Below are 818 nucleotides of genomic sequence, written 5' to 3'. Positions count from 1 at the left end.
TGGAGAGCACGAGCAGGGCGAAGGCCATCCCCAGGAAGCGACGGATGCGGCCGCGATCGGCCACGCCCCTGGCCCGGCGCGCCAGCTCGAGCGCACGCCAATCGTCGAGAAAGAGGCCCACCATCCGGAGGCCCGCGAGGGCACCGAGCACGAATCGGGCGGGCAGACGGACGATCTGGCCGAGACCGTCGGCGAGGTCGGTCGGATCGACGGTGATGAAGAGCACCACCGACGGCAGCGCGATCGCCAGCACACGCAGCATCGTCGCGAGCGCCAGCGCGAGCGATCCCTCGCTGATGCGCAGCACGAACCAGTCGACGTAGACGACGCCGCTGGTCTGACCGTAGAGCGCGATCGTGAGACCGGTGAGGGGCGCTGCGAGCCACACCGGCCAGGTGCGCACCCAGAACTCGCGCCAGCCGATCCCGGCGAACAGGAACAGCACGAACTCCAGAGCGAGAGCGACGGAGGCCGAGACCGGATCGAGAGTCAGGATCAGGGGTACCGCGATGAGCGCGCTCACCCCGAGCTTGGCCACCGGGTTGACCGTGGCGAGCGCTCCGTTGCGTGCGCGCGTCTCGAGAAGGCTCATGACGCACCCCCCAGCTCGAACCGCGCGGCGTGCAGGGCGCGCACGACTTCGAGGTCGTGCGTGATCGTGACGATGGCGGCTCCCTCGTCCCGGAGCGCGGCGAGCATGGCGACGAGTTCGGCCCAGGTGCGGGCATCCTGCCCGAACGTGGGCTCGTCGAGCACGAGCACGCGCGGTCTGGTCGCGATGGCCGCAGCCACCGTGAGCCGGCGCTTCTCACCGCCGG

2 protein-coding genes are annotated in these 818 nt (G+C 70.5%); both read right to left on the bottom strand.

Annotation, left to right across the window (positions count from 1 at the left end):
* A partial coding sequence (locus tag KZA10_RS16485; RefSeq protein WP_218683434.1) for an energy-coupling factor transporter transmembrane protein EcfT occupies positions 1–592 on the bottom strand: 592 nt, incomplete at its 3' end.
* Positions 589–818: ATP-binding cassette domain-containing protein (locus tag KZA10_RS16480; protein WP_374196612.1), on the bottom strand; the 230-nt coding region annotated here is incomplete at its 5' end. The genes KZA10_RS16485 and KZA10_RS16480, both read right to left, overlap by 4 nt.

Origin of the sequence: Microbacterium sp. BF1 (assembly GCF_019279095.1) — a bacterium.
GTDB lineage: Bacteria > Actinomycetota > Actinomycetes > Actinomycetales > Microbacteriaceae > Microbacterium > Microbacterium maritypicum.
This window is presented reverse-complemented; position numbering and strand designations above follow the sequence as displayed.